This is a genomic window from Armatimonas sp. (assembly GCF_031410135.1).
Classification (GTDB): Bacteria; Armatimonadota; Armatimonadia; order Armatimonadales; family Armatimonadaceae; genus Armatimonas.
Genome location: NZ_JANNYP010000406.1, coordinates 1 through 6,655, shown reverse-complemented (window position 1 = coordinate 6,655; position 6,655 = coordinate 1). Strand labels below are relative to the sequence as shown.

Here is a 6,655-nt window from a genome sequence, read left to right as displayed (position 1 = left end):
CTGGACTACGCGCTCGTCCCGTCCATCGCCAACGAAGCCCTCGAAAAATGGAGCCGCCTCCGCCCCGCCACGCTCGGACAAGCCGCAAGAATTCCCGGCATCAACCCCGCCGATATCTCTGCGCTCCATATCTATCTCGTGTCCCGAAAAGCCACCTAGGGTAAGGGTCGTAGGGAAAAACTCGACCACTTCAGCCAAAACACTATGGAAGCATTCGGGGTGTACTTCAGAATCGACCGAGAGGATATGTTCCCCTTTCTCGTGGCTATGTTCGATGCGCTTAAAGAAGCAAAGCGTACCGGTGACTTCCCTGAAGTCTCAGAATGGTTACCACTAATCCATCCAAATGTCAGGGCACATTTCTATTGGCCACCTGCTGAAGAGCTGTCTGTGGTTGCGGAGATACGTGCCACTCGCCCCATCATTATTATGGAGCCTAGTGATGCAATCGGTGACGAATGGGACTTTGGCAGTATTCTTGACGCAGTCAAAAATGGCGAGTATCAGATGCTTGAAATCGTCAAAACGTCCAGCAATGCTGGTGAGCTACGGATTGATCCTGAGGCGTATCCCTATGGGGGCATCGGTGCATTCATTGCTCTCATTGAAGCTCATGGCATGCATATTCTCGGGATCAATGAATATGGTAAGTACCAGCCGCGCAGTGAGCTTGTCTCATCTGAACCAAAGGAGAAAGGTCGAGACAAACCTTGGTGGAAGTTCTGGTAGTAAATGAGATAGATAGCTCATGCTATAATTTGAGAACTCAAACGACAAGGAGCACCCGACGTATGGCAGCCGAGACTTTGGAGCAGCGCGTTTTGAAGCTGGAAAATACCGTCCAAAAAGTACAAGAGCAGCTCGCACAACAGCCTGCAACGACGAAGCGCGGGTGGCGCTGGTTTGTCGGAATCTATGCGGACTCCCCCGACTTCGACGAAGTCGTGAAAACAGGCCAAGAGTGGCGGGGCGCAGGGTGGGCTTAAGCCGGGGTTCGATGCGGACAAGCTTGCTGGCGGTCAAGTGAGGGCTACGGATCAGCCTCCTGTGTTATACTAAAACGCACTACTCACCTGCATATCGGAGGCCGATTTATGACAGATAAACAGCTACTCGCCCGTATCACAGCCGACCCTGGGGTTCTGGCCGGTAAGCCGGTCGTTCGTGGAACGCGCCTTGCGGTCGAGTACCTTGTGAAGCTCCTGGCGCACGGGGCAACCGAGGCAGAGATACTGGCGGAGTACCAGGGACTGACGAAAAATGACATCTCAGCTTGCCTGCTGTTCGCAAGCAAGTCGCTCGAAGAGAGCGCGTTCATGCCGCTCATCCCCGTGGCCGCCTGATGCGTTTCCTGGTGGACGAGTGCACCGGCCCCGGCGTTGCCATGTGGCTCGGCCAGCAGGGATACGAAGTGTTCTCGGTGTACGACCAGGCGCAAGGTGCGATGGATGACGCTCTCCTTCTGAAAGCGTTCTCCGAAGGCTGGATACTGATTACCAACGACAAAGATTTCGGTGAGATGGTCTATCGAGAGCGTCGCCGCCACCAGGGAGTGATCTTCCTGCGCTTGGCAAATGAGCGCACTGCGAGCAAGATTGCTGTCTTACAAGCCCTACTGGACAATCATGTGGAGCGACTGCCGGGTAATTTCGTCGTCGTAACGGAAGATCATGTCCGTTTCGCTAACACGCCAAACTCCTGACGGGATTATGTGCTCGTCCCGTCCATCGCTAACGAAGCGCTAGAAAAATGGAGCCGCCTCCGCCCCGCCACGCTCGGGCAAGCGGCAAGAATCCCCGGCATCAATCCCGCCGACATCTCCGCGCTGCATATCTATCTCGTCTCCCGAAAAGCTTTCCGTGAGTAGGGTAAACTTCTTGAAATATGTCTAACTCTACTCCTACCCGCACCGGTTTGGTACTGTCCGTCCTGCTGGCCGTCGCCAGCGCCGCTGCCACCGGCAACAATCAGAGGGGACCCGTTGCCAAAGGCAAGATTGTTTCACAGTTGGGTTCGAGCGCAATATACGTTTTTCAGGCCAAGAACCATGACTATTGGTTCGGGAGCAATGACCAGGGCGTATACCGTTATGACGGAAAAATCATTGTCAACTTCACAACAAAAGACGGGTTGTGTAGCAATCGGATTCGAGGGATTCAGGAGGACAAGTCGGGGAACCTCTACTTCACCACGTACGAGGGCATTAGCAAGTTCGATGGGAAGTCCTTCACGACGCTAGGCATTTCGGCGAGTTCGTCTCGGACAAATTGGAAGAAGCAGTCAGATGATCTGTGGTTCGTAGGGCCTCCAGATGCTGGTATCGTGTTCCGTTATGATGGCAAGTTGTTGCACCGCTTGGAATTCCCCAAGACCAAACTCGGCGATGAGCACTTTGCAAAGATGCCACGCTCAAAATTCCCGAATGCGATTTACAACCCGTATGATGTCTACTGCATATTGAAAGATAGCAAAGGCAACCTCTGGTTCGGCACCACCTGCGTGGGCGTGTGTCGGTATGATGGCAAGTCGTTTGACTGGCTCACCGACAAAATTTTAACAGAGGCACCGGTTCGATCCATTTTCGAAGACAGGAAAGGCAACTACTGGTTCACGTATAGTGGCGGAGCTTCCCTTGATGGCTTCAGGATGGTCAACGACTTTGGCAAGCTGCAAGAACGGGCGAAGGGCACCATCGTGGAAGGTATGTCGATCCTTGATGACAACAACGGCAAGCTCTGGACGGCAGTGTTGCGGATGGGTGCATTCAAATTCAACGGAAAGCAGAAGTTACCCTACCCTATCAAGGAAGGGAATACCACAATTGAAACATTTGCCATTTATAAAGACAACAAAGGCGTCTTGTGGCTTGGGACACACAACGGAGGGGCGTACAAATTCAACGGCCAGACATTTGAGAAGTTCCGGCCATGACGGCAGAAAGAAGAGCCATTCCCTTCAGGGAAGCCGCGCGGCTTCCCGACATCTCCGCGCTCCATATCTACTTGGTGAGCAGAAAAGCCACCGAAGGATAGGGTAAAATGCATCATCATTTTGGCCATTAGTTGGGCAAAGGAACCTACCGAATGAAAGACATGGCAGAAGCGATACGGCGACAGCTAAATGGGGATCTGCTCCTGGCAATGAAGGCGAAAGACACAGTCGCCATCTCTGCACTGCGGTCTGTGCTGTCCGCGTTGGATAACGCTTCCGCCGTTCCAATAAGCACGGTCGTAGCTCCGGTCTTCGGGCGCAGCAGCGGCACGCTTGCGTGCGGAACAGGCTGTTGTCGAACGTTACGTCAGAACCAGCGAGCATGCCCAATAATCGGTTGCAGCCGACCACAACCGATGCTCCGCCACCCTCGGTCACGTCGCGCAAATTCCCGGTATCAACCCCACCGACATCTCCGCCCTCCATATCTATCTCGTCTCCCGTAAAGCCACCGAGAGTTAGGGTAGAATGGCTCGTCACTGCGGCATAACACTCCTCTCAAGGGAACAAATCCTGTTGCGACAGATACACGAACGTACAGAGGAACGACCATGACGAAACACTCGGAGACGATCAACCGTCTCTACGCAGCCTTCGCTAGCGGCGATATTCCGACGGTGCTTGCTGCCCTTGCTCCAGACATCCACTGGACGGAAGCGGAGGGTTTTCCCTACGGAGGCACCTATATTGGCCCCGACGCGGTGCTCCAGGGTGTCTTCATGAAGCTAGGTTCCGAGTGGGATGGCTTTGCCGCCGTTCCGCATGAGCTGGTCGCCGAGGGAGAGACGGTTGTGGCGCTGGGGCAGTACAGCGGGACGTACAAGGCTACCGGAAAGAGCTTCCGCGCCCCGTTTGTGCATGTCTGGAAGTTCAAGGACAGTGGCATTGCCTCCTTCACGCAGCACACGGACACGGCTGTTGTGCAAAGCGCCCTCAAGTAGTACGCCTCATGCCAACACATCACCCCATCCCGTCGATCGCCTCAAGTGAGGCGTCTATTGGCCGAGAAGCAGTATTGCATATTGACCTGATTTGGCGGGACCTGATGAAATCCCAGGGATCGGTTGAGAACGCGCAGTATTTTCGGGTGATCACAGGCGAAGCGCACCCTCTGGGAAACCTCGCCATCTTGCGTGAGCCTGGTGATACCAGCGTCGTCAACGAGGCCGTCTCGCCATTGCTAGAGCTCTCGCAACCGTCCGCTGTTCTTTTCGTCACAGGCGTCAGCGATGCGGTCTCGGAGGCGCTGACAGCCCTGGGCTTTGCCAAGGTTTCGCCGATGCCCGCGATGGCCGTTGACACCGTATCGGTGGCCTCTACCCAGCTCCCCGAGGGGTACAAGTTTCTCCGGGTGTCTTCGGTCGAAGAGGGAGTTGCCTGGACTGATGTGGTCGCGGAGGGCTTTGGGCTCCCACGCGGGCTGGCGCGCCTGCTGTCGCCGGAAGTACAGGGCGTGAGCACAGAGCCGGATGCCGCCGTCCAGTTCTTTGGCATCCAAAACAAAGGAAAGCTGGTTGCGGCCTCCCTGCTCTATCTCGCGAATGGGCTGGCGGGCATCTACTGCGTGGCCACGCTGCCCAAAGAGCGGGGCAAGGGCCTCGGTGCGCACGTCACGGCGGAGGCCCTGCGGGTCGCGAATCGGCTTGGGTACGGTGTCGGTGTCCTTCAATCCTCGGCGGCGGGATACTCCGTCTACCAGCGTCTTGGCTTTGGGGATGTGGAATCCATTCCGATGTTTGTCCGAATGCCCAGTTGAATAAGGAGCCACCAAGGCTAAGGTTAGAGTACATGCTCAGCACAACCACAACAGCAACCCGAATACGATAGGCAGGCTACCGAAGATGCGTCTCTTAACACGAAGAAAAATTCACTTTTACCTACTCCTGGCTGGCTTGGTTCTCACCAGCACCACGAAGCTCTTTGCACAGGACTCCCCGATTCGGGTCGCCGTTTTCAAAGGAGCGGGTGTCGGGCCAAGCGCGAACGACTTGATGGCGGCTTTAAAATCCACCGGAGGGCAGAAGCTGGAGGTCATTCGCATCACCGTTGAGGAGATTCGCGCAGGAAAGCTGGCGGGGGTGCATGTCCTGGTTCACCCGGGCGGGAGCGGAGGGGGCCAAGGGAGAGCACTCGGCGAAGACGGGCGCAAGGCGGTGCAGGACTTCGTCAGCCGGGGGGGTGGCTACCTTGGTGTCTGTGCGGGGGCTTACCTGGCCACCAATGACTATCCCTGGTCGCTGAATCTGATCGACGCCAAAGTTGTCGACAAGCAACACTGGGCGCGTGGCACCGGCAAGGTCAAGATTCAGCTCTCGGAAAAGGGCTCGGAGCTCTTGCAGGAAAAAGGTCGTGAGCTAGACATCCACTACGCACAAGGCCCCCTGCTGGCCCGTCGTGAGGTGGACGATCCCAAAGTACCCAACTACGAGAGCCTAGCGACTTTCTCCTCCGAGATTGCCAAGAAAGGTGCGCCTAGTGGCGTGATGCAGGGAACCTCAGCGATTGTCCGGTCCGAGTACGGAACCGGTCGGGTGCTCTGCTTCAGCCCACACCCCGAGATGACGGTGGGGCTGCACCACCTGATACCGCTGGCTATAAGCTGGCTGGTGCCGAAGAAACCATGATGAGGAACCTGTATGTACACTAGATCTGCAGCGCTCACCGCCTGCGCAATCGCCCTATTTGTCACCATGACCGCGAGCACCGGCCTCGCCCAGACACGCAAAGCGACCGATAGCCTGGCGGGTGCGTGGCAAGGAAAAGTCCAGTTCACGACGGGAGCCTTTGCCGCAGTCAAAGACCTTGAGTTCATGTACGCCTTCCACGTCGGTGGAACCATGACCGAGTCGTCGAACTACGACAGTGCACCGCCCGCTCCTCCTGCCTACGGCGTCTGGAGAAAGACAGGTTCTCGAACCTACGAGGCGAAGTACCGCTTCTTTCAGCCCAAGGCAGTCACTTCCGCGGAGGAGCTGATCAAAGGTGGCGGCTGGGCTCCCGATGGCTACGGCATCCTGTCGCAGAAGATTACGCTCGCGGCAGACGGCAACTCCTTCAACTCCAAGCTCAGCCTTAAACTCTTCAGCAAAGACGGAAAAGTCAGCGACGGGGGCGGCGAGGCAACGGCTAATGGGAAACGCATTCGCTTCTAAAGCCCTCTGTGCGCTCCTCAACCTCATTAACCATGCCAAATCATGAATTCATTGTTGCCGATGTCGCCACTCACAGAGATGAGCTTATTCAGCTCAATGTCGAGTACTTGTCCTGGGTTTTCACCGAGATAGAAAACCTGTTTAACGTCTCGGCGAATGAAATCGTTGGGATACCGATCCGCGACTACGTCCTAACCGTCATTGATAAAGTCTGTGGCGATCCGCCGCCACGCGGCATCTTCTATCTCATCAAGGCCGACAACCAGTTGGCGGGACTGGGCGGGCTTCGGTATCTTCGCCCGGAGGTTGCGGAGGTCAAGCGCCTCTACGTCCGGCCCGAGTTTCGGGGAAGGAAGCTGGGGGAGCTTACCCTCCACCGCCTGCTCGACGATGCACGCGCATTTGGCTACAAACACGTCTGTCTCGACACGGGCCTCTTTATGAAGTCCGCGCACCGTCTCTACGAGGCCAACGGTTTCTCGGACTGCGCTGCCTATGAAGGCGTCGAAGTG

At 56.2% G+C, this 6,655-nt stretch carries 12 protein-coding genes; all 12 read left to right on the top strand.

Going from position 1 to position 6,655, the window contains the following annotated elements; genetic code table 11:
• Nucleotides 1–159: a hypothetical protein gene (locus tag RMO15_RS33290; protein ID WP_369016118.1), complete on the top strand. Its 159-nt coding sequence runs from the start codon at nt 1–3 to the stop codon at nt 157–159.
• A gap of 45 nt (nt 160–204) precedes the next feature.
• Nucleotides 205–729, top strand: a complete 525-nt coding sequence (locus tag RMO15_RS14935) for a hypothetical protein (RefSeq protein ID WP_309714214.1) — start codon at nt 205–207, stop codon at nt 727–729.
• A gap of 62 nt (nt 730–791) precedes the next feature.
• A complete protein-coding gene (locus RMO15_RS14930) occupies nt 792–986 on the top strand; it encodes a hypothetical protein (protein WP_309714211.1) in 195 nt (64 codons plus the stop codon).
• Between the two features lie 108 nt (nt 987–1,094).
• Entirely contained in the window at nt 1,095–1,343 is a 249-nt protein-coding gene (locus RMO15_RS14925; RefSeq protein WP_309714209.1) for a DUF433 domain-containing protein, read from the top strand.
• A complete protein-coding gene (locus RMO15_RS14920) occupies nt 1,343–1,702 on the top strand; it encodes a DUF5615 family PIN-like protein (protein ID WP_369016117.1) in 360 nt (119 codons plus the stop codon). Before RMO15_RS14925 ends, RMO15_RS14920 begins: the two co-directional genes overlap by 1 nt.
• Nucleotides 1,703–1,711: 9 nt before the next feature.
• Nucleotides 1,712–1,867, top strand: a complete 156-nt coding sequence (locus tag RMO15_RS14915) for a hypothetical protein (protein ID WP_309714205.1) — start codon at nt 1,712–1,714, stop codon at nt 1,865–1,867.
• Between the two features lie 17 nt (nt 1,868–1,884).
• Nucleotides 1,885–2,931 carry a two-component regulator propeller domain-containing protein gene (locus RMO15_RS14910; protein ID WP_309714203.1) on the top strand — a complete coding sequence of 349 codons (1,047 nt, stop codon included), beginning with the start codon at nt 1,885–1,887 and terminating at the stop codon, nt 2,929–2,931.
• Nucleotides 2,932–3,542: 611 nt separating this feature from the next.
• On the top strand, nt 3,543–3,932 hold the full coding sequence (locus RMO15_RS14905; RefSeq protein ID WP_309714201.1) for a nuclear transport factor 2 family protein: 390 nt from the start codon (nt 3,543–3,545) through the stop codon (nt 3,930–3,932).
• A gap of 104 nt (nt 3,933–4,036) precedes the next feature.
• The gene (locus RMO15_RS14900; protein ID WP_309714199.1) at nt 4,037–4,747 is read left to right on the top strand and encodes a GNAT family N-acetyltransferase; all 711 of its coding nucleotides are present in this window, start codon (nt 4,037–4,039) and stop codon (nt 4,745–4,747) included.
• Between the two features lie 85 nt (nt 4,748–4,832).
• Nucleotides 4,833–5,615 (top strand): BPL-N domain-containing protein, encoded by a 783-nt coding sequence (locus RMO15_RS14895; protein WP_309714197.1) that lies wholly within the window; start codon nt 4,833–4,835, stop codon nt 5,613–5,615.
• 12 nt (nt 5,616–5,627) lie between these two features.
• The gene (locus RMO15_RS14890; RefSeq protein ID WP_309714195.1) at nt 5,628–6,143 is read left to right on the top strand and encodes a hypothetical protein; all 516 of its coding nucleotides are present in this window, start codon (nt 5,628–5,630) and stop codon (nt 6,141–6,143) included.
• Nucleotides 6,144–6,175: 32 nt separating this feature from the next.
• The coding region (locus RMO15_RS14885) for a GNAT family N-acetyltransferase (protein WP_309714193.1) at nt 6,176–6,655 on the top strand (480 nt) is incomplete at its 3' end.